Below are 20,469 nucleotides of genomic sequence, written 5' to 3' on the forward strand. Positions count from 1 at the left end.
GTAAGATGCTTGAAAGAGGTGGAACTATGACGGAACTAAAAATACCGAAACGGCTCACAACGGCCCTCGTAAACTCTTTAACGGCAGGGGTTGTGCCGCGGGTGGGGCTTGAGTTCATCGCCGTCGGCCGGAAGCCGGAGGTGGAGTCGATCCTGCGCGATATGGATAATATCGCCGAGGGCGGCGCTGCCTTCCGCCTGATTACGGGCCGCTACGGAAGCGGGAAAAGCTTCCTGCTGCAGATCATCCGGAACTACGCGATGGACCGCGATTTCGTGGTGGCGGATGCGGATCTGTCGCCGGAGCGGCGGCTTGTGGGCACGAAAGGGCAAGGGCTTGCCACTTACCGTGAGCTGATGACCCATCTGTCCACGAGGACGCGTCCGGACGGGGGCGCGCTGGAGGCCATTTTGCAGAAATGGATCGCCGCGATCCAGCAGGACATCATGCAGGAGACGGGCATGCGCCCGGATGATCCTGCCCTGAACGATCGGGTGGAGCTGCAGATCTATGCGGTGACAAACGGCATGCAGAATCTGGTGCACGGGTTTGATTTTGCGAAGGTGCTGGCTGCTTACTGGAACGGCTATAAGCTTGGTGACGATGACCGCAAAGGGGCAGCGCTGCGCTGGCTCCGCGGGGAAGTCCCGACGAAGACGGAGGCGCGCAAGGACCTTGGCGTTGGGGTCATTATCGATGACGACAACTGGTACGAGTATATGAAGCTGTGGTCGGAATTCACGGCTGCCATCGGCTATAAGGGATTGCTATTGTTCATAGACGAAGGGGTTAACCTCTACAAAATCACCAACAGCGTGTCTCGTCAGAGCAACTACGAGAAGCTGCTGACCATGTTCAACGACACGATGCAGGGTAAAGCGGAGCATTTGGGCATCTACATGGGCGGAACGCCGCAGTTTGTCGAGGATGAGCGCCGGGGGCTGTTCAGTTATGACGCGCTGCGCTCCCGCCTGATTGACGGGCGTTACGGCAGTGGTTCGCTGAAAACCTACACCTCGCCCATTTTGAAGCTGGACATGCTGTCGTATGAGGAGATATTGATCCTCCTGCAAAAGCTGCGGGATATTCACGCTCTGCACTTCAAATATGAAGCGCAGTTAACGGATGATCAGCTCATCGCATTCATGCAGACGGCCGTGAATCGGCTGGGGGCTGAGGAGCTGCTTACCACACGCGAGGTGGTGCGGGATTTCATGGATCTGCTGCATACGCTGCATCAGCATCCGGAGGCCACGTTTGAAGAACTGCTAGGCGAGCGGGCTGCAGCGCAGCCGCAGGGCAAAGGGACAAACGAAACGGCTTCGGACGATTTGGACGATCTGCTGGCGGAGTTTGAATTATGAATGCAAACCCTTTTTCCAGATTGGCCCCGTTCATTCAGGAGTTTATCTATAAAAAAAGATGGGATACGCTCCGCGAGGCGCAGGTGGAAGCCTGCCGCGTCCTGTTCGATACGCCCAATCATCTGCTGATTGCTTCTGGTACAGCATCGGGCAAGACCGAAGCCGCGTTCTTTCCGGCGCTGACGGAGCTGTACAACGAGCCTTCCAGTTCGGTCGGGATCCTGTACATCGGGCCGCTTAAGGCGCTGATTAACGACCAATTTGAACGCATCACCGATCTGTTGAAGGAAGGACAGGTGCCGGTATGGCATTGGCACGGCGATGTGTCCCAGGCCGAGAAAACCAAGCTGATGCAGAAGCCGTCCGGCGTGCTGCAGATTACGCCGGAATCGCTCGAGGGGCTGCTCATGAACAGGCCGAACGCCATCCCGGCGCTGTTCCAGGATCTGCGGTATGTCATCATTGACGAAGTTCATGCCTTTATGGGAGCTGATCGGGGCATTCAGGTGCTGAGCCAGCTGACCCGGATCGAGCGGATGGCTTCTTGCTCGCCTCGCCGCATCGGGCTGTCGGCAACGCTTAGCGATTACGAGACCGCAGCCGGCTGGCTGGGTGCGGGCACGAAGAATGCGGTCGAAGTCATCGCACCGCAAGGGGGACGGAAGCTGCGGCTGTCGGTCGAGCATTTCTCCTTCCCGGATGCGCGGGATGAGAAGCAGGCGGAGCAGCTGGAGCTTGCTCGTAAAGCCTATTACGATTTCGTATACGACAACACGCATCTGAAAAAAGCGCTGGTCTTCACGAACAGCCGCTCGGATGCCGAGCTGACCACGCTCGAGCTGCGGCGGATTGCCGCCAAGCGCGAGCAGCGGGATGTCTTCCATGTGCACCATGGAAGCATCTCCGCCATGCTGCGCGAGGAAGCCGAGGCCGCGCTCCGCGAAGGTCCGGGGCCAGCGGTTGCGGCAGCCACCCTGACGCTGGAGCTCGGCATCGATCTCGGCGAGCTGGAGCGGGTGATCCAGCTGGGCGCGCCGTACAGCTGCTCCAGCTTCGTTCAGCGGCTCGGCCGCTCGGGCCGGCGCGGGGATCAGGCCTCCGAGATGATGTTCCTCTGTCCGGAGGACGAGGACGAGGAGGCTATGCTGCCTGCGCGCATGCCATGGATGCTGCTCCGGGCCATTGCGGTCATTGAGCTGTATATTCGCGAGAAGTGGGTCGAACCGCTGGCCCTGCGGAAAAAGCCGGTGGGCGTGCTTTATCATCAGACGATGAGCACGCTCAAGAGCATGGGCGAGGCTGAGCCGCCGGATCTGGCGAGAGCGGTGCTGACACTGCCGGCTTTCCGCGGCATTGAGCCGGAGGAATACAAGGAGTTCTTGCAGTATTTGCTCCAAACCGATCATATCCAGCGGACGGAAGAAGGCAGTCTGATCATTGGCCTTGGCGGGGAGAAGATCGTGAACAACTACCGTTTCTACGCGGTGTTTAAGGACGATGAAGAGCATGTCGTATATAACGGGTCCGAAGAAATCGGATCGATTACGACCGTGCCGCCGCCGGGCTACTGCTTCTCGCTCGCGGGCAAGCTGTGGAAGGTGGAGGAAGTCGATACGAAGCATAAGGCCCTGTATGTGAAGTCGGCCAAAGGCAAGGTCGATACGTTGTGGCTCGGTGCAGGCGGCGATGTGCATACCCGCGTGGTGCAGAAGATGCGTGAGGTGCTGGCCGACAGCGCTATCTATCCGTATCTGGCGCCGGGCGCGGTGAATCGTCTGGAACGGGCTCGTCGTCTCGCCCGGGAAAGCGGACTGCTGAAGCAGGTGGTCATACCGGCGGGCGGCGACTCCCTGTTCATCCTGCCTTGGGCGGGCAGCAAACAGTTCCGCACGCTGGAACGATTGCTGAAGCATAATCTGTCCGAGCGGCTGGCGCTGCGCTCCATCGTGCCGATGGAGCCGTATTATATGGTTGTCGCGGGTAAGGTCGATAATAAGAGGCTGATGGAGGAAATTAAGAAGGAACTGATGGATTGCGAGGACGCAGGCGCGCTCCTCGATCCGGATGAAGCGCCGTATCTCGGCAAATATGACGAGTTCGTTCCGCCGAAACTCGTTCGCACCGCTTTTGCCGCCGACGGATTGGATCTGGAAGGACTGGCTGAGGTGCTGGGAATGGCACATGGAGCAGCGGGAAGGGGAGCTATGGATGTGTGAGAAGGAAGAAGTACTTCCTGGTGGTAATGTTAACGAAGTGGTACGTATCGGTAATAACGTTCACCGTACGACTAAATGGAGTTCTTTCGTGCATGACTTGCTCCGACACTTGGAGAAGCAGGGCTTTGAAGGCGCCCCCAAGTTCATAGGTATTGATCATAGCGGTCGCGAGATCTTGTCCTTCATTCCTGGAGAGGTGCCGGGAAATCAATATCCTGATTTTAAACCCTATATATGGTCGGACCAGGCTCTTATCCAGAGTGCAGCGTTGTTACGGCGTTATCATGACGCCGTACAAGGCTTTGCAACAACTTCAATCCAACCGGAGGCTGCGCATAACTCTCAGGCTTCGGAGGAATGGGACGATGAAGTGATCTGTCACAATGATGCCGCTTTGTACAATATCGTGTTTAGAGACGAGGTACCGGTTGCGTTAATCGATTTTGATATGGCTGCACCAGGTCCACGAATCTGGGACATGGTTTATATGCTGTACACCTCAGTCCCGCTAGCAAGCTTTGCAATAAATTACACTACAGGGACATCGATACCTTATCAATCGGAATACCATGCTGCAGATCGCACTCATAGAATATCGCTGTTCTTTAAGTCTTATGGCATAGCACCGCCTCCCAACATGAAAGAGTGGACTATAAGACGCATCGAGGCATTATGCGATACACTCACAACCGGTGCGGCACAAGGCAACAAGGCATACCAGAGAATGATCGATGAGGGGCATGTGGCCCATTACGAAAAAGAGATTCAATTTCTGCAGGCATACTTTGAAGAGTGGTACCGATGAAGGGTACCGCTTTGAAGAGTGCCTGCTTTTTTTCATATCTATCTCCCAAGGGTTGTTGGGTATAATCGAAAAAAATATTTGTAACCCCTTCCAAAAAAGCATTGTGTTCACCTCACATGTATGGTAACTTATGTACATAAAAACGTTTTTATCGCAAAGGAAGAATGGAATGGTTATATGGGTAAAGTAACAATCAAGGATGTGGCAAGAGAAGCCGGAGTTTCCATTTCTACGGTTTCGAATGCATTAAATGATGTAGATGTATTGAACCCGGAGACCAAATCCCATGTGCTGAAGGTGGCAGAACGGCTCAATTATGTACCTAACCTGAACGGAAAGCTGTTGAAGTCGGGGAAGACCAAGATGCTGGGCTTCTTTACAACAAGCGTGTCAGGGCCTTACTTCTACACATTGGTGGAGTCGATGTCACGGGAATGTGACCGTCTGGGTTATGGCTTGAACGTGTTTGTGACGAAGGATAAACAGGTGATTATGAGCAATATTATGGGCGGCCGGGTGGATGGCGTCATTATTTTCGAAGAGCTGAAGATCGACGATAGAGACATCGCCGCTATGGAGAAAGACAAGATTAAGGCCGTTTTCCTGGATCGCGAGGTTCAGAATGAGACGATGGGCAGCATCATATTCGACTCTTACGTAGCCGGTTATGAAGCAACCAAGTACCTGATCAGCCTGGGGCATAAGAAGATCGCCTACATTTCCGGCGTGGATACGATGTTTGACAGCGTTCAGCGGAAGGAAGGATATCTGGCTGCGCTCCGTGAGTGCCAGTTCCCGATCGACGGAGACTACATACTGCAGGGCTATTTTGAGGAAGAAGGTTCCTATAACGCCGTCAAATCGTTTCTTCACTTACACCCCGGGAAAGTGCCGGATGCTTTTCTTGCCGGTAATGACGTGAGTGCCATCGGCTGCATTCGGGCTTTGAAGTCCCATGGATACGAGGTTCCGCAGGACGTCAGTGTCGTGGGCTTCGATGATATCGATATCGCGCAGTATTTTACGCCACCTTTATCGACCGTACGCAATCAGATTGCCAGACAGGGGATTCTGGTCGTGGATCATCTGGTGCGCATGATTCAGAAGAAAGAGAAGGGCAAGATTCAGAAGCTTCCAGGGGAGTTGGTCGTTCGCGGCTCCAGTCATGTGAAGATGAATCGGAATGAATCGGGTTAAGCGAAGAAAAGAAATCACACCAAGTCGGTTTTTTAAAATGATTTTAAAAAATCAGGGGTTTTTTTCGCCCGAAATAAAAACGTTTTTATGCGGTTTTTGATCAAAGGAGGCTAAGAGGTGAGCAAAACAGCTGCAGTTCAGTCAACCGGCACGAGCCCGGTTCAACCAACCGGAAGGAAGCCGTTGGGGCAGAGGATCAAGGAATTCTTCATCGATTACAAGCGGCAATGGGAGCTTCAATCGATGATCATTCCCGGCGTTATCTTCATGTTTATCTTCTGCTACATCCCGATTTACGGTTTGACGATTGCGTTTAAGAACTACACCGTTATCGATACGCTGGATTCCGCTCCGTGGGTGGGGCTGGATAATTTCAAAATTATTTTGTCGGACAAGTATTTTTGGGATTCCGTCGTTAACACGCTGGGCATCAGCTTCTTGAAATTGGCGATCGGCTTTGTCATTCCGATCGTTCTGGCCATTATGATTTATGAGGTCGGCATGGGGCGTTTCAAAAAATTCGTCCAAACCGTGTCGTATCTGCCTCACTTCTTGTCTTGGATCGTATTGGGCGGCATGCTCATTACCTGGTTCTCGACATCCGGCTTGTTCAACGAGATATTGCTTGGTCTGGGCCTGATCTCGCAGCCGCAAAACATTTTGCTCGACCCGAGTAAATATTGGTGGATCGCGACCTTGTCGGATATATGGAAAGAGGCCGGATGGGGAACGATTCTGTACCTGGCGATCATGGCCAAGATTGATCCGACCTACTATGAGGCCGCAAGAATTGACGGGGCTAGCCGACTAAGACAGATTTGGAACATCACCTTACCGAACATGAAGATGATTATCAGCTTGAACCTGATCCTAACTGTAAGCGGTTTATTGGGATCGAATCTGGATCAGACCCTGGTGCTCATGAATTCGCAGAACCGGGAAAAGGCCGAAGTCATTAACTCGTACGTGTACCGGATGGGTATGACGCAGGGCGATTTCTCATATGCAACCGCCGTTGGTTTGGGTGTATCCATCATCTCCGTCATTCTGCTTGTTACGGCCAACAAAGTGACCAGTAAATTGAATGATAATCAATCCGTCCTGTAGGTCATGCAAAAGGGAGGTATTACGGTGAATTTGAAAGCAGCAAAAGGGGATCTCGATAGCCGGATCTTTGATACGATCAACATCATTTTACTGGTTACGTTTACCATCATCATTGTCGTCCCGTTATGGAACGTTGTCGTTTCATCCTTTAGCTCGGGCAGGTCCCTTGCCGAGGGCGGGTTCATCTTCTGGCCTACGGAATTCTCGCTTGAGAATTATCAGGCAGTGTTCAGGGACGCGAACATATGGAATGCCTTTTTCATCTCGGTGGCCAAAACCGTCATGGGTGTCATCACGCACGTGTTCTTCTGTGCCATGGTGGGTTACGGCTTGAGTAAGAAATACGTCCGCGGCCGCAAGTTCTATGTGGCAATGGGTGTCGTCACCATGTTTTTCTCGGGCGGCATGATTCCGACGTACTTGTTAATCAAAGACTTGGGGCTGTTAAACAGCTTCTGGGTTTACATTATTCCGGCTCTATTAAGCTTTTACGATGTCATTATTCTGATGAACTTCTTCCGAAACGTGCCGGATTCGCTGGAAGAGTCGGCTAAGATCGACGGCGGGGGCGATTGGAGAATTTTCCTGAGCATCTTCATTCCTCTTTCCATGCCGGCCATGGCGACGATTGCCTTGTTTAACGGGGTCGGGCAGTGGAATGATTTTATGACCACCAAATTGTATATCACGGACCAAGCGCTATATCCGTTACAGATGATGCTGTATGAGATTATTGTGCAGTCCCAGACGCAATCGATGCAAAACATCGGGTCCGTCGCGATCCAGACGACTACCAAAGGGGTCCAACTAGCAACCATTGTCGTGACGACGCTGCCAATTGTTGTGATGTATCCAATATTACAGAGATATTTTATCTCCGGCATGATGCTCGGAGCTGTTAAAGAGTAGAGAAGCTGCTCTTTAAAGGAGTGGAACAGAAGCAAGCCTGTAAAAGATTGGGGTCTAACAAGTAAGCGCTTTTATTTAAAAAGGAGGGTTACAGGATGTTGATGAACAAGGCTTTGGGCAAGAAAGGACTTACGCTGATTACGGCACTAATGGCAGTTGTGCTGGTTGTGAGTGGCTGCGGGGGATCGGGCGGGAAATCGGGGTCCAAGAAGGAAAACTGGGTTTCAATTGAGGATCGTTATACACCGAATGCCGAGACACCGGCTTGGCAGCTGGATAAAAAAGAAGAGACAACCGAGCTTACGTGGTACGTAAATGCGGATTGGTGGAATACGGATTTCGGCAAGGACGTTGTAACCAAGAAGATTAAGGAAGACTTGAACATCAATATCAAATTCATCACGGGTGACGACACCAAGCTGAATACGTTTTTTGCCGGTGGGGAAATGCCGGATCTGATTACGACGTTTGACTCCAACTCCCCGGTCGTGCAGAAGGCGGCGACATGGGCGCTGCCGCTGAACGATCTGGCCGAGAAATATGATCCTTATTTCAATAAGGTAGCGGCGCAGGATACGCTCAACTGGTTCCAACTGAAGGATGGTAAAACCTACGGATATCCAAACTACTCTAATACTCAGGAAGACTATGACAGCGGTAACATTCCGGCCAAAACGGCATTTATCATCCGTAAGGACGTTTACGAAGCGTTAGGCAAGCCGGTCATGGGAACGCCGGAAGAATTCCAGGCCGTTCTCGCTGATATTAAGAAGCAATTTCCTGCTCTGATTCCACTGGGCTTCAACTCCATTGGCGAAGGAACGGGCTCGCTTGGCGACGTGCTGCAGGATTTCATCGGCGTGCCGCTGGAGGAGAATGGCGGTTTCTATAACCGTAATCTGGATGAGGATTATCTGACTTGGGTGAAAGCGTTCAATAGCGTGTACCGGGACGGCGCGATCAGCGATGACAGTTTTGCCGATGACGGAACGGCTTTTGAAGAGAAGGTCAAAGCGGGCAAATATGCAACGATCATGCTGGACGGCACACCGCAGCAGGGCGGTAACCTGCAAAGCTTCTACAGCAACAATAAAGGGAAAGAGTACATCGCGATTGACGGACCACAAAGCACGGCAGGGCGTAAGCCGATGTTGAATCAATCCGGCATCACCGGCTGGATGATTAGCTTCATTACGAAAAATAATGCAGATCCTGCCAAGTCCATTCAGCTCTTCACGTACCTGTTAAGCGAAGAAGGACAAATGCTGATGAACTATGGGATCGAAGGCGAGACCTACCAAGTGAATGCAGACGGAACGGTGGAGTTTCTCCCTGCCGTGAAGGATCTTCAAATGAACAATCCGGATACCTTCAAAAAGGATTACCGCATGGGCGAATTCATGTTCTTCGGGCATGACCGTCATAAAGCGCTGAGCGGGGATGCATTTCCGGATGCGATCAAGCAAATGCAGGAATGGGGTAAGGGCAAGCTGACGCCGCACTTTATTCTGGAGAATATTAACCCGGACCAAGGAACGCCGGAAGCACGCTCTCTGACAGCCATCAATACAAAATGGAACTCCACGCTTGTCAGCATGATTCGTTCCAAGGATGATGCAGCGTTCGACAACCTCTTGAACGAATACAAAAAGTTCCTGGACGATAACAACTGGGATAAAATCGTCGAAGTCCGCAATGAGAAGATGAAGGCGAACAAAGAGAAGCTGGGGCTGAAATAAGTTAACGTTTATGGATGGGAGAGCCCCTTTCTTGACAGGAAAGGGGCTCTTTCCAAGTCAACTTCCAATATAAGGCGGGATAGGAAAGCTACAAGACCATAAGAAACTTGGAGGGAAACAGCATGCTGAACATGACAATCTACCAGTCAAACGGGGAAAAGGAATTATTCGTTAGGAAAGACAAGGAGCAGTTAGCTCCCGGATCATCGGACGCACAGCAGCATACGGTTATGATCGATGAGGAGCAAACGTTTCAGGAGATGGACGGCTTCGGCGCGTCCTTCACGGACTCCGCTGCTTATCTGATTCATCAAGTGTTGGAAACGAAGCAGCGTTCGGAGCTCATGACGCAGCTGTTCGATCCAAACGAAGGGATCGGGTTATCCGTACTCCGCCAGCCGATGGGAGCATCCGATTACGCGCGTGACTTTTACAGCTACAATGATATGCCTGAGGGCCAGACGGATGTGGAGCTGAATCAGTTCTCCATTGCGCATGACGAGAAAGACATCATTCCTCTCCTGAAGGAAGCACTCCGCTTGAACCCGGATGTCAAGCTGATGGGTTCCCCATGGAGTCCGCCGGGATGGATGAAGACGAGTGGGTCGATGATCGGCGGAGAGCTGAAACCCGAATATTATTCGGTGTATGCTAATTATTTTGTGCGTTACATCAAAGGGTATGAAGCCAACGGGCTGCCGATTTATGCGATCACGCCGCAGAATGAGGCGTTATACTCGCCAGGACATTACCCCGGCATGATCATGCTGTCTGAGGCGCAAAGTAATTTCATCAAGAACCATCTGAAGCCGCAATTCGTGAAGAACGATATCGATACGAAAATTCTCTGTTATGACCATAACTGGGACAAGCCGGACTATCCGTTGACTGTTTTTGAGCAAGCGGGTGACGCCGTGGATGGCGTCGCTTGGCACTGGTACGGCGGCAAGCCGTCGGCCCAATCGGAAGTATTCGAGGCTTTCCCGGGGAAAGAGGTTCATTTCACGGAAGGATCAGGCGGGGAGTGGATTCCGCCGTTTGAGCAGGCCTTCTCCAATGTGATGCGAACCGGTATCGAGATTCTCCGCAATCACAGTAAATCCTACGTGCTGTGGAATATGGCGCTGGATGAGAAGAACGGTCCTACCGTTCCGGGCTTTGGAAAAAGCACCTGCCGCGGCATTGTCACAGTTAATCAGCAGACGAAGGAGCTTACCTATACGCTGGATTATTACGCGCTGGCTCATTTTAGTAAGGTGATCCGTCCGAAAGCGGTTCGCATTGCTTCTACCAGCGATGAGTCCATCCGTACGGTAGCTTTCAAGAACACGGACGGCTCGATTGCCATCGTTTTGTTTAATGACAGCGAGCGAGAGGAGAATGCTGCTCTGCATATGCGCGGAATGGAGCAGCTTAACCTCCGCCTTGCACCGAAAAGCGCCGTGTCCGTTTTAATAGAGGCGTAACTCTGAGGTAATAGTTTATAAGTTAGATAAGATAAGGCACCCTAGTCGGCGCCGTCGGCCTTTCGGTTGATGGTTGCCTTGGCGGGGGTGCCTTTTCATATATAGAGTTGGTTATTTCATATAGAAACGGTAGAATAATAACAAGAATAAGGTTGACCAAAGAAAATACAGGTGACAATCATGACCATTAAAACGTTATTTATTGCTCCGTATCCCGCTATGAGCCATTTAATAGAAGAATGCCGGAAGGAAGAGCCGGAGCTTGAAGTCCGAGTCGAGGTTGGCAATTTGCTAGAAGCAGTTCCTCTGGCAAAGGAAGGCGAACGCCTGGGATATGACGTGATCATTAGCCGGGGCGGTACGGCTAAATTGATCGAGCCCGAGGTGCGCATTCCTGTTATCGATGTCCATGTTTCAGGCTATGACATGCTGCGCGTGCTTACCTTGGCCAATCATTTTCCAGGCAAAAAAGCCATTGTGGGCTTCTCCAATATTACGCTCGGAGCCAAAGCCATTACCGATGTGCTGGATATCGAGGTGGATGTGTTCACGGTAGAGAAGGCGCAAGAGGTGGACCGGCTGCTGGAGGATCTGAAGGCGAAGGGCTTCGAATTAATCATGGGCGATGTGGTGACGATGGAGGCAGCCGCCAAGCACCACTTGGAAGGGATTCTGATCCAATCCGGGCGCGAGGCCATTTTCGATGCGTTTCAAAAGGCCAAGTCCGCGTTTCGGTTACATGAACGGACGCAGTGGGAAATATCCTTTCTACAAGCACTGCTGGAGGAAACGGCCGCGAACCTTGCCGTATTGGATGCTGAGGGAGAGGTTGTTTATGAACAGTGGCCGGATTTCGGTTCCTGTCCGCTCCCTGTGGAAGCCTTACAAGCCGATCTTCGGCTAAACCGGGAGGCGGAAGCCTCCATCCTGATACATGAAAACGGAACCCGGAAGCTTAAACAGAAAAGGACGCTGAAAGTGATACAGGGAAAACGGTACTACCTGTACACTTTTTCCGAGGTGAAGCAGAATGGGGAGGCCGCAGGCTATCATGTCGAGGCGATCACCCAATTGCCGATGTTGATTTCGCAAAGCGAAGCGATGCACGGTTGCCTGCAGCGGATCGAGGATCTACTGGACAGCCGCATCCTTATTCTCATCGGTGAAGCAGGAACAGGCAAGCAGCTGCTCTCCCGGTATATTCATTACCGCAAGAACGAAGGCCAGGGCTTGTATGTCCGGCTTACCGCAAAGCAGGCCATGGCCTTGTCGGGAAAAGACGAAGAAGAAGCTTGGGACAACGATATCCGCACGCTGTACATCCATGGATTGGAAACGATCACTCCACAAGAAATGACGAATTTGAAGCAGTGGATGAACGAGATGAAAGACCGGGGGTTCACGATCATCCTCTCGCTGGAAAAGGATGATTCGAATTATCATCCACTCCTGCTGGACGAGGAGGCGGCAAGAATCGCCGTGCCGGCTCTGCGTGAGCGCAGGGAGGACATCAAGCCGCTGGTGACTTATTATATTGCGTCCTATCATGGAACGCTAGGGACTTCACCAATCAAGATCAAGGATGAAGCGATTCTCCTGCTGACCCAGTACGATTGGCCGGGCAACGTGTCGGAACTGAAAATCCTGCTCCAGGACGCAGTGACGGAGGAGAAGGGCTACGTGATCGGCAAGCCACTCATTTCCCGGCTTCTAGCCAAGAAGGAAGAACATCCGTCAGCTGCGATGGGCCCTGAGTTTCTTCGCGGTACGCTGGATGAGATCGAGAAGAGGATCATCGACGCGATTATGGAGGAAGAACAATTTAATCAGACGAAGGTTGCGGAACGGCTCGGAATCAACCGTTCGACCCTGTGGAGAAAGCTGAAACAATAGTTTCAGCTTTTTTTTATTTTGCGATCAATAGATCCCTCCGTTTCGGCAGATATTAGGGGAGTAGGAATATATTTCAACAAGCTAGACGTAACACAGCAATCGATTGTTTAAATTTGCAACAATTAATCTTTAATATGTTGCAAATTTAATTGAATGCACTTACAATAAACCCTGCAAGCGATTTCAATACGAAATCACTGTTTAATATTGAAACAATTATTAGAGGGGTGTTACAATAATGAAGATTAAAGCGACGTTGGATCGGATTCCTGGAGGTATGATGGTGGTGCCGTTGCTTATTGCAGCAGTCATCAACACCTTTGCACCGGATCTACTCCGGATCGGGAATTTCACGGAGTCTTTATTTGTAAACGGTTCAAGTACATTGATTGCGCTGTTCCTCCTCTGTACGGGGGCACAGATTAACGTCAAGTCCTTTGGCGTTTCCGTCGGAAAAGGGGCCACGCTGCTTGTCACGAAGTGGGTGGTCGGCGCAGCGTTCGGTCTGATTGCTTACCTGTTTGCCGGAGAGAATGGATTGTGGCTGGGTTTGGCGCCGATTGCCGTCATTGCGGCGATGACCAACAGTAATGGGGGATTGTTCGTAGCCTTGGTAGGCCAATACGGCAGTAAGGAAGACCGTGCCGCCTATTCACTGCTTGCCCTGAATGACGGACCTTTCCTCACCATGGTTGCGTTATCGATCTTCGGCGCCATGGGATTCGTGGACGGCATGTTCTCCTTCGTGTCCTTTATCTCCGTTCTTCTTCCGATTATTGTAGGGATGGTGCTGGGTAATCTGGATGAAGAGATGCGCAAGTTTTTGGACAAAGGCAGCTCCATGCTGATTCCGTTCTTTGCATTTGCGCTCGGAATGGGCATTGACTTCGGAGCGATCGTGGATGGCGGCTTGTCGGGTATCATTCTTGGATTACTGACGGTTTTTGTTACAGGTACCGCAGGATACTTTGTGTTTAAAGCATTGAAATGGAATCCGATCGTGGGGGCTGCGGAAGGCTCCACAGCCGGTAATGCCGTGGCTACTCCTGCCGCGATTGGGGCGGCGAATGCATCCTTTGCGGCATTTACCGATATTGCGACGGTGCAGGTTGCAGCGTCCGTGGTAACGACCGCCATCCTGCTTCCTTTATATGTCGGATTTTTAGTGAAGCGTCTAGAGAAGAAAGGGCACTCATTTGATACAAATACAGCAGATGCCGAATCATAGAAGGTGTGATGAAATGTGATAAAACAAATTGGAATCATCGCGGACGATTTGACCGGTGCGAATGACTCTGGCGTACAATTGGCGAAGAAGGGACTGGTTTCCACCGTCGTATTCGATCATCGCCATTACCGTCAGGACACCCGTGCCGAAGTGTTGATCGTCGATACGGATAGCAGGGCGAAACGCAGCGTGGACGCCTATGAAGCGGCGTACGGAGCCGCTCAATTCCTTGAAGAGCAGGGCTGCCGACATATTTACAAGAAGCTGGACTCCACCTTGCGCGGGAATGTTGCAGAGGAACTGCGGGCGGTGCAGAAGGTGTTCCGGCCGGACTTGGTGCTGATCGCCCCGGCGTTTCCCAAAATGAACCGTACGACGGTACAGGGACATCATTATGTTCAAGGTGTACTGATCACCGAGACGGAGTTTGCCAAGGATCCCAAAACGCCCGTAACGGAAAGCTATATCCCGAAGCTGCTGCAGAAGGAAGGAGAGCCTGAGGCGGTGCTGGTTTCATCAAGTCAAGTGCGACAGCCCGCCGCGCAATTTATGCCATGGCTCCAATCCAAGCTAGCGGAAGGTCAAACCTGGTTTGTATGCGATAGTGAGACGGAAGCGGATTTGCAGGCGATATCGGCATTATTTTCACAGCTGGACAAGAAGATTTTATGGGCTGGTTCTGCCGGATTAATCGAATACTTGCCGGAGGCGCTGTCTCTGACTTCCATGGAGAAGGGGAGCCAAGACTGGGCCCAGGCGGATAAGGCGCTGATCGTATCAGGAAGCTTGTCCCAAACGACCCGGCGACAGCTTCGTGCCGTCGAAGATATGCCCGACTCGTTGATGCTGGAGATTGATCCGGCAGGGCTGATTCGTGAAACTTACGATACAGAGGATGTCCTGGAGCAAATCGCTAAGGATATGGGCAATCGCTACCTGGTCCTGTACGTGGACGCTTCGGAAGAAAACCGCAGAATTGCAAAAGAAGCAGGGGATGAGCGGGGATTATCTTCAACCGAGGTAAGCGAAGCGATCTCGCTGGGACTCGGAAGAATGACGAAAGCCATTTTACAGGCATACGCTGAGATCCAAGGGTTGGTATTAACCGGCGGTGATACGGCTAAGGCTATCTGTATCGAACTTGGAATGGGAGAAATGCAGCTGTATTCGGAAGTAGAGCCTGGCCTGCCGTTCGGAAGGCTTCAGGGCATGGAGAAAGGTTACTGGACCGTCACCAAAGCCGGGGGGTTCGGAAATGATCAATCCCTGGTAGATTCCTTGCACTATATAACAAATAAGAAAAAGGTGAGAACATGAGCCAGCATAAACCGGTTATCGGGATTACGATGGGAGACGCCGCAGGCGTAGGTCCTGAAATTATACTCAAGAGCCTCATGAATAAGGAGATGTATCATATCAGTCACCCGGTTGTGATCGGGGACGTGAAGATATTGGAGCGGGCAAAGGCCTTTGTGGGCAGTGACTTGGCTATCGAAGCGATTACTGCCGATGAGCTGGAGCAGGTGGACTACCGTTTTGGCACGGTTCATGTGCTTGATCTGGATTTGCTGCCGGCGGACTTGCCGATTGGACGAGTTGCCCCGGAAGCCGGACACGCCGCGTTTAAATTTTTGGAGACGGCCATCGAATTGGCGAAGGACCATAAAATCCAGGCCATATGCACCGCTCCGCTGAATAAGGAAGCCCTGCATAAAGGGGGCCATAAATATCCGGGCCATACGGAGATTCTGGCAGATTTGACTGGAACCACGGACTACTCCATGATGCTGTCTGCACCGAATCTGAAGGTCATTCACGTTACGACGCATGTCGGCATCATTGACGCCGTCCGTTCAATAAATCCGGAGCGCGTGTACCATGTCATTAAGCTTGCTCATGAGACGCTGCAGAAGTCCGGCATCGCCGCTCCGCGGATTGCCGTTTGCGGAATCAATCCTCATGCGGGCGAGAACGGATTGTTCGGATATGGCGAAGAGGAAGAGAAAGTCATACCGGGCGTCGAGAAGGCGCAGGCGGAAGGAATCCAGGTCGTAGGCCCGCTGCCGGCCGATACGCTGTTCTTCCGGACGGTTCGCGGTGACTTTGACATCGTAGTGGCTATGTATCACGATCAGGGGCATGGTCCCGTCAAAGTGCTCGGCTTGGATGCAGGCGTCAACATTACCGTTGGCCTTCCGATTATCCGCACCAGCGTCGATCACGGTACGGCGTTCGACATTGCCGGTCAAGGCATCGCCGACGAGAAAAGCTTGATGGAAGCCATCCGTCAGGCGGCGGAGCTGGCGCCTAAAGTCTAATGATGTTGTTGATGGGCGGGTATAGCGGCCGCCATTACCTTTTTAATCGAAGTGACAGCAGAAGATTCCGCAGGGAATCAAGCTGTCCATAACAAAAAGATGACTCCACCTGTGGGGTCATCTTTTTTTATTGTTCCTCAAGTCTGTTTGCTGTAACGGAATTCGTTCCTCATGACTGGGATAGTCCAAACACGTAAGACTCTAGGAACGCTTGCAGCTGATTGAAGGATTCAGGTCTTGCACTGTATTTATATCGCTCATTCGGCATTTTGAAATGCATGCGAAGGAGACCCGCGGTTTTAAGCAGGGATAGATGATAGTGCAGGTTGCTCTTTGAAAGGCCGGTTTTCTGCTGCAATTCGGTAAATGTAACGGGCCCTTTAGCCAGGATGTGCAGCAGCACCAGCCGCTTCTCGTCAGCCAACCCCTTGGTCATCCGCAGCAGCTGACTGGTGGGTGTATCCTCGTCCACCTGCTCATCATCTACGGCATAGCTGATAATGAGTTGTTGGTTGCTCACGTAGTCCATTCGGTTTAACGGCTTGATGTGATAGGTAGGGATGAGAAGAATGGCGTTGTATTCATCTTCAGGATCGAGCACAATTCCGCTTGTTGCCTCATCAATCAGATCAATGTAGGGGAGCTCCCGGCTAAGCTGCTCCATGCGGGCAGCGGAACGTCCCAGCAAGTCGTGAATTTCCGGCGTTATTGTATAGGCCCGGTGCCACTCCGTCATGATCTCATGACTGAGATCCCGGAATGTTTTAAGTCCCATCGGAAACCCGTCTTCAAGATAAGGCGCCAGGATTTCATACAATTGGCCTTCTCCCAAATCGGCAAACCAGGCAAGAAACCTCTCGACGTTGTCTTTTTCCGGGCTGTCTACGATAGCCAGGTGCAGATAAGCAATAAGCTCGAACAAGTCCAGCTCTTCGAGCTTATCCGTAAAAGATGCAGACAGTTTCTTCTGAATTTCTTTCCTCCACTTATTTCCTAGATCATGCATTTGGTTTTTATTATCTGTATATGCGAACAAGCTGGTGACCAGCTCGTGAACAGGCGAATAGTCAATTCGGATAACGGTCATGATCAATCTCTCCTTCAAGTACACATCATTCCATTTTTATGATACCACATCCTGGTGAAAATAAATATTGAACTTTTATTATGTTCATATATAATTGAACTTAAAAATATAGTTCAAAAAAATATGAACTAATGGGCGGCAAGGGGAGAGACTGGAGATGAACAATTGGTTTGTTGCGGAATATCTCATCAGGCAGCAGCAGATGGAAGTGGATCGAGCGGCCAGAGAGTCCTGGAAATCTAGGCATGACCCGGTAAATTTGTGGGCACGCATCTTCTCGAGGAAGAGACGACCAATACAACCGGTCACGAAAAGGGCCCGAAGTTGAAACTAAGGGGAACAAGGAAGAATCGATCAACCTACGAGGAAACGGAGCTGGAACCGATGGACTTTTTTTCGGAGAATCGTTTAAGCGAGTGCGCCATAGAGGCGCCTGAATCGATGATGAATAGCGAGGAGAACCATGACGAACTGTTATCTGCTGTGCTTACTCTGCCTGAAACCCTAAGACAGCCGATGTATTTGTATTATTACGAGGATTTCAACACTTTGGAAATTGCCGAAGTGCTCCAAATTGAGCCTGAAAATGTACGGAACCGCATGAGCAGAGCCCGCAAGAAACTGAAGATGATGCTGGGGAAGAAGCTGGGAGCGATACGGGATGGCCGGGAAAGGGCAAGAAAGGATGCGCATCCGTCCCCTTGACTTCATTCATAAAGTTCGGGTATGATTTCCAGTAACTTGAATAATGTTAAACAAAAGCAATGAAGAGAAAGAGTACCTTGGTAACGTCTTTGAACAGAGAGCCCCGGCTGGTGAAAAGGGGTAAGGAAAGAACCTTGGGAATATGGTCTCTGAGCTGTGCACCGAAACCCTGCAGAGGGTTGTAGGCTGCGCCGGATCCCGCACCCGTTAACGTGCTAGGGTATACACGCGATATATGGCGTCGTACCCGAAGAGGTGAATGCCGCAAGGCATGAATGAAATTGGGTGGTACCACGTGAGCGGCAAGCTCTCGTCCCTTTTGGGATGAGGGCTTTTTTTGTTATCCAAAAAAAGGAGGATGATTGATATGACGAACATTTTTATCGGGGGTGCCTGGCCTTATGCCAACGGGTCATTGCATTTAGGGAGGCTTGCAAGTTTGCTGCCTGGAGACGTGTTGGCGCGTTATTTCCGCGCGAAAGGCGATCAGGTCCTGTACGTATCCGGCAGTGATTGTCATGGAACGCCAGTGGCGGTTCAAGCCATTCAGGAGGGCGTGGCTCCCGGGGATATTGCGGATCGGTATCATGGTGAGTTCGTGGATTGCTTTAAACAGCTGGGTTTCTCCTACGATTTGTACACTCGAACCGATCAGGCGTTTCATCACGCCGTCGTGCAGGAGCTGTTTCTTAAACTGCTGGACAACGGCTATTTGTATCGAAAAATTATACAACAAACATATTGCGAAACCGATCAGCGCTTTCTGCCGGACCGCTATGTGGAAGGGGACTGTCCCGTCTGCGGCAGCAGAGCCCGTGGGGATCAGTGCGACGCCTGCTCCACGATACTAGATCCGTCCGACCTGACGAATAGGACCTGCAAGATCTGCGGAAACCCTCCGGTGGAGCGCCCTTCCGAGCATTTTTATGTATCGCTGTCTCATTTTCAGGGGGAGTTGACCGATGATCTGAATAACGCCCAGGGCTGGCGGGACAATGCGGTGCAATTGACCAGAAGATACCTGGAGGAAGGGCTCCGGGATCGGGCTGCTACGAGGGATCTGACCTGGGGCGTGGATGTTCCTGTCCCCGGCTTCGAGGATAAGAAAATCTATGTCTGGATCGAAGCGGTGAGCGGCTATTTATCCGCCAGCAAGCAGTGGGCCGCGGAAACGGGCGGCGATTGGGAATCCTTTTGGCTCAAGGGGAGGGATGAGATTACCGCTTACTATGTTCATGGGAAGGATAATATCCCGTTTCATACGCTGATCTGGCCAGCGCTGCTGAAGGGGGCAGGTGACCTGCATTTGCCGGACCGAATCATATCTTGCGAGTACATGACGCTGGAAGGGAAGAAGTTCTCGACCAGTCGGAATTGGGCGATATGGGTGCCGGATTTGTTAAGCCGTTATCAGCCGGACTCCATACGTTACTTCCTCATTGCGAACGGTCCCGAGAAGCGGGATACCGATTTCTCCTGGAGGGAGTTCATTCACAGCCACAATGGCGAGCTGCTTGGCGCATTTGGGAATTTCGTCAATCGTACTTTGGTGTTTCTGAATAAATCGTTTGAGGGGAAAGTGCCCGAGGGCTGCATATCTGAAGAGTGGCAGAGCAGGGTTGAGGCATTGTATCGCGAGGCTGGGGCGCTCATCGAGGAGGGGCAACTGAAGGAAGCGTTGGAACAGATTTTTAGCACAGTGCGCCGCGCGAACAAGTATTTTGATGAGCAGAAGCCGTGGATTCAGGTCAAGGAGGATCGTCAAGCGTGCGGAACAACGCTGTTCACCTGCGTTCAGATCATAGTTAATTTGGCGAATCTACTGCAGCCGTTTATTCCGTTCTCTTGCGATAGGATACGAAGTTTTCTCTCGCTGGAGCAGCCTGTGTGGGAGTGGTGCCGTGTTCCGGCTGGCAGGCCGATTCATGACGTAGAGCTTTTGTTTGAACGGATCGATACCAGCCGGATTGAGGAGGAAACGCGCAGGTTGGGGGAGTTGTCCCTCTGATGTGGGGGTTCTCCGTTTCCCAAACCCCAAAGAGCGAGTCAGATGGAGTTGGGAGGGCGTGAGGAGCTATTGTCGTCATGATGCAATTGGTACGATGACCCTGCTAGGTAAAATAAGAGCGTGATCAAGGGAGCTGAGTCCAAGGAATTAAGGAATTAAGGAATCAATAGTAGAGGCGATTAATCAGGATATCGGGAACCGAGAATCGAGGAATGGAAGTATCAAGGGTCGCGGACTCAAAGAATCAAAAAATCAAAAATTCAAGAAATCTAGGTTTTTTGAATGGGTCGTGACTTTTTAAGGACAGTGGTTCCGCTATTTCTGTGTTTTTAGCCATTTCGTAGTGGTTTGAGGACATGATGCTCTTCTGTCAAGAAAGTGGACACCTTTAGAAGTTAAGCTGCATTCTCGTAGTAGAGCTGTTCAA

The 20,469-nt window shown here is 51.4% G+C and carries 15 protein-coding genes and 1 other annotated feature; of the genes, 14 read left to right on the forward strand and 1 reads right to left on the reverse strand.

Annotated features, from left to right (window positions below; genetic code table 11):
* Nucleotides 1-26 precede the first annotated feature (26 nt).
* The 12 genes from CRG97_RS01180 (at nucleotide 27) to pdxA (ending at nucleotide 16,242) form a co-directional block, all read left to right on the forward strand.
* Nucleotides 27-1,364: an ATP-binding protein gene (locus tag CRG97_RS01180; RefSeq protein WP_098741373.1), complete on the forward strand. Its 1,338-nt coding sequence runs from the start codon at nucleotides 27-29 to the stop codon at nucleotides 1,362-1,364.
* Nucleotides 1,361-3,580, forward strand: coding sequence for a DEAD/DEAH box helicase (locus CRG97_RS01185; protein WP_098741374.1), 2,220 nt, complete (start codon nucleotides 1,361-1,363; stop codon nucleotides 3,578-3,580). The genes CRG97_RS01180 and CRG97_RS01185 overlap by 4 nt, the downstream gene beginning before the upstream one ends.
* Entirely contained in the window at nucleotides 3,573-4,385 is an 813-nt protein-coding gene (locus CRG97_RS01190; RefSeq protein WP_098741375.1) for a phosphotransferase, read from the forward strand. The genes CRG97_RS01185 and CRG97_RS01190 overlap by 8 nt, the downstream gene beginning before the upstream one ends.
* Nucleotides 4,386-4,562: 177 nt before the next feature.
* Entirely contained in the window at nucleotides 4,563-5,582 is a 1,020-nt protein-coding gene (locus CRG97_RS01195) for a LacI family DNA-binding transcriptional regulator (RefSeq protein ID WP_098741376.1), read from the forward strand.
* 117 nt (nucleotides 5,583-5,699) lie between these two features.
* On the forward strand, nucleotides 5,700-6,689 hold the full coding sequence (locus CRG97_RS01200; protein ID WP_202618846.1) for an ABC transporter permease: 990 nt from the start codon (nucleotides 5,700-5,702) through the stop codon (nucleotides 6,687-6,689).
* 24 nt (nucleotides 6,690-6,713) lie between these two features.
* Nucleotides 6,714-7,598: a carbohydrate ABC transporter permease gene (locus tag CRG97_RS01205; protein WP_098741377.1), complete on the forward strand. Its 885-nt coding sequence runs from the start codon at nucleotides 6,714-6,716 to the stop codon at nucleotides 7,596-7,598.
* Nucleotides 7,599-7,693: 95 nt separating this feature from the next.
* Nucleotides 7,694-9,337: a type 2 periplasmic-binding domain-containing protein gene (locus CRG97_RS01210; protein ID WP_098741378.1), complete on the forward strand. Its 1,644-nt coding sequence runs from the start codon at nucleotides 7,694-7,696 to the stop codon at nucleotides 9,335-9,337.
* A 122-nt stretch (nucleotides 9,338-9,459) separates the two neighbouring features.
* Nucleotides 9,460-10,803, forward strand: coding sequence for a glycoside hydrolase family 30 protein (locus CRG97_RS01215; RefSeq protein WP_098741379.1), 1,344 nt, complete (start codon nucleotides 9,460-9,462; stop codon nucleotides 10,801-10,803).
* Nucleotides 10,804-10,983: 180 nt separating this feature from the next.
* Nucleotides 10,984-12,696, forward strand: a complete 1,713-nt coding sequence (locus tag CRG97_RS01220) for a sigma-54-dependent transcriptional regulator (RefSeq protein ID WP_098741380.1) — start codon at nucleotides 10,984-10,986, stop codon at nucleotides 12,694-12,696.
* Between the two features lie 238 nt (nucleotides 12,697-12,934).
* A complete protein-coding gene (locus tag CRG97_RS01225) occupies nucleotides 12,935-13,924 on the forward strand; it encodes a 2-keto-3-deoxygluconate permease (RefSeq protein WP_071219527.1) in 990 nt (329 codons plus the stop codon).
* 15 nt (nucleotides 13,925-13,939) lie between these two features.
* Nucleotides 13,940-15,241: a four-carbon acid sugar kinase family protein gene (locus CRG97_RS01230; protein WP_098741381.1), complete on the forward strand. Its 1,302-nt coding sequence runs from the start codon at nucleotides 13,940-13,942 to the stop codon at nucleotides 15,239-15,241.
* Nucleotides 15,238-16,242 (forward strand): 4-hydroxythreonine-4-phosphate dehydrogenase PdxA, encoded by a 1,005-nt coding sequence (gene pdxA / locus CRG97_RS01235; protein ID WP_098741382.1) that lies wholly within the window; start codon nucleotides 15,238-15,240, stop codon nucleotides 16,240-16,242. Before CRG97_RS01230 ends, pdxA begins: the two co-directional genes overlap by 4 nt.
* A 169-nt stretch (nucleotides 16,243-16,411) precedes the next feature.
* On the opposite strand, the gene CRG97_RS01240 is transcribed toward pdxA, so the two are convergent.
* Nucleotides 16,412-17,329, reverse strand: coding sequence for an ArsR/SmtB family transcription factor (locus CRG97_RS01240; RefSeq protein WP_098741383.1), 918 nt, complete (start codon nucleotides 17,327-17,329; stop codon nucleotides 16,412-16,414).
* Between the two features lie 384 nt (nucleotides 17,330-17,713).
* On the opposite strand from CRG97_RS01240, the gene CRG97_RS01245 reads away from it, so the two are divergent.
* Complete coding sequence (locus CRG97_RS01245; protein WP_098741390.1) at nucleotides 17,714-18,034, forward strand: RNA polymerase sigma factor; 321 nt, start codon at nucleotides 17,714-17,716, stop codon at nucleotides 18,032-18,034.
* A 50-nt stretch (nucleotides 18,035-18,084) separates the two neighbouring features.
* Nucleotides 18,085-18,355 (forward strand) — a binding site (T-box leader).
* Nucleotides 18,356-18,401: 46 nt separating this feature from the next.
* The gene (metG, locus tag CRG97_RS01250) at nucleotides 18,402-20,042 is read left to right on the forward strand and encodes a methionine--tRNA ligase (protein WP_098741384.1); all 1,641 of its coding nucleotides are present in this window, start codon (nucleotides 18,402-18,404) and stop codon (nucleotides 20,040-20,042) included.
* Nucleotides 20,043-20,469 lie beyond the last annotated feature (427 nt).

This window comes from Paenibacillus sp. EZ-K15, assembly GCF_002573715.1.
Classification (GTDB): domain Bacteria; phylum Bacillota; class Bacilli; order Paenibacillales; family Paenibacillaceae; genus Paenibacillus_AQ.

Coding starts and splice junctions, on each gene's coding strand:
- CRG97_RS01245 (WP_098741390.1), top strand. CDS start 17,714: ATGGACTTTTTTTCGGAGAATCGTTTAAGCGAGTGCGCCATAGAGGCG.
- CRG97_RS01210 (WP_098741378.1), top strand. CDS start 7,694: ATGTTGATGAACAAGGCTTTGGGCAAGAAAGGACTTACGCTGATTACG.
- pdxA (WP_098741382.1), top strand. CDS start 15,238: ATGAGCCAGCATAAACCGGTTATCGGGATTACGATGGGAGACGCCGCA.
- CRG97_RS01195 (WP_098741376.1), top strand. CDS start 4,563: ATGGGTAAAGTAACAATCAAGGATGTGGCAAGAGAAGCCGGAGTTTCC.
- CRG97_RS01180 (WP_098741373.1), top strand. CDS start 27: ATGACGGAACTAAAAATACCGAAACGGCTCACAACGGCCCTCGTAAAC.
- CRG97_RS01225 (WP_071219527.1), top strand. CDS start 12,935: ATGAAGATTAAAGCGACGTTGGATCGGATTCCTGGAGGTATGATGGTG.
- CRG97_RS01215 (WP_098741379.1), top strand. CDS start 9,460: ATGCTGAACATGACAATCTACCAGTCAAACGGGGAAAAGGAATTATTC.
- CRG97_RS01240 (WP_098741383.1), bottom strand. CDS start 17,329: ATGACCGTTATCCGAATTGACTATTCGCCTGTTCACGAGCTGGTCACC.
- CRG97_RS01185 (WP_098741374.1), top strand. CDS start 1,361: ATGAATGCAAACCCTTTTTCCAGATTGGCCCCGTTCATTCAGGAGTTT.
- CRG97_RS01220 (WP_098741380.1), top strand. CDS start 10,984: ATGACCATTAAAACGTTATTTATTGCTCCGTATCCCGCTATGAGCCAT.
- metG (WP_098741384.1), top strand. CDS start 18,402: ATGACGAACATTTTTATCGGGGGTGCCTGGCCTTATGCCAACGGGTCA.
- CRG97_RS01190 (WP_098741375.1), top strand. CDS start 3,573: ATGTGTGAGAAGGAAGAAGTACTTCCTGGTGGTAATGTTAACGAAGTG.